Raw genomic sequence first — 880 nt, forward strand, 5'->3', positions numbered from 1 at the left:
CCCAGAATTATGGTGATTGACTCGATTCAGGTTATGCACGTTTCTGATGTTCAATCGTCACCGGGCAGTGTTGCTCAGGTGCGAGAATCTGCGACGGCACTGACGCGATACGCAAAACAGAACAATGTTGCGGTATTTATTGTTGGTCACGTAACGAAAGATGGTACTCTTGCCGGCCCTAAAGTCCTTGAGCACATTATTGACTGTTCTGTCTTGCTTGATGGCGGAACAGATAGTCGTTTCCGTACACTGCGCAGCCACAAAAACCGTTTTGGTGCGGTAAATGAATTAGGCGTGTTTGCGATGACGGGGCAGGGACTGAAAGAAGTAAGTAACCCATCGGCGATTTTCCTTTCTCGTGGCGAAGAAGAGACGTCAGGATCTTCGGTCATGGTTGTGTGGGAAGGTACACGTCCTCTATTAGTAGAGATTCAAGCGCTGGTGGACTACTCGCAATTGGCAAACCCTCGTCGCGTAGCGGTTGGTTTGGAGCAGAATCGTCTCTCCTTATTATTAGCCGTACTGCATAAGCACGGTGGTCTGCAAATGGCCGATCAAGACGTGTTTGTGAATGTAGTCGGCGGCGTTAAGGTAACAGAAACCAGTGCGGATCTTGCTTTAGTGATGGCGTTACTATCAAGCTTTCGCGATCGTCCGTTGCCAAAAGATGTAGTGGTATTTGGCGAAGTTGGTTTGGCTGGTGAGATTCGTCCGGTACCTAGTGGCCAAGAGCGTTTGAACGAGGCGTTTAAGCACGGCTTCAAAAAGGCAATTGTCCCGGCTGCTAATATGCCAAAAGGTGGCATTCCGGGGATGCAAATCCACGGCGTTAAGAAGTTGTCAGAGGCTATTGAGGCTTTTGACGAGCTGTAATACTGAA

At 49.0% G+C, this 880-nt stretch carries 1 protein-coding gene; it reads left to right on the forward strand.

All coding sequences use genetic code 11. The features are described 5' to 3' along the window. Positions 1 to 873: DNA repair protein RadA (radA, locus tag R7R78_RS25090; protein ID WP_225474496.1), on the forward strand; the 873-nt coding region annotated here is incomplete at its 5' end. Between the last annotated feature and the right edge of the window lie 7 nt (positions 874 to 880).

The organism is Vibrio sp. 2134-1 (assembly GCF_033339495.1).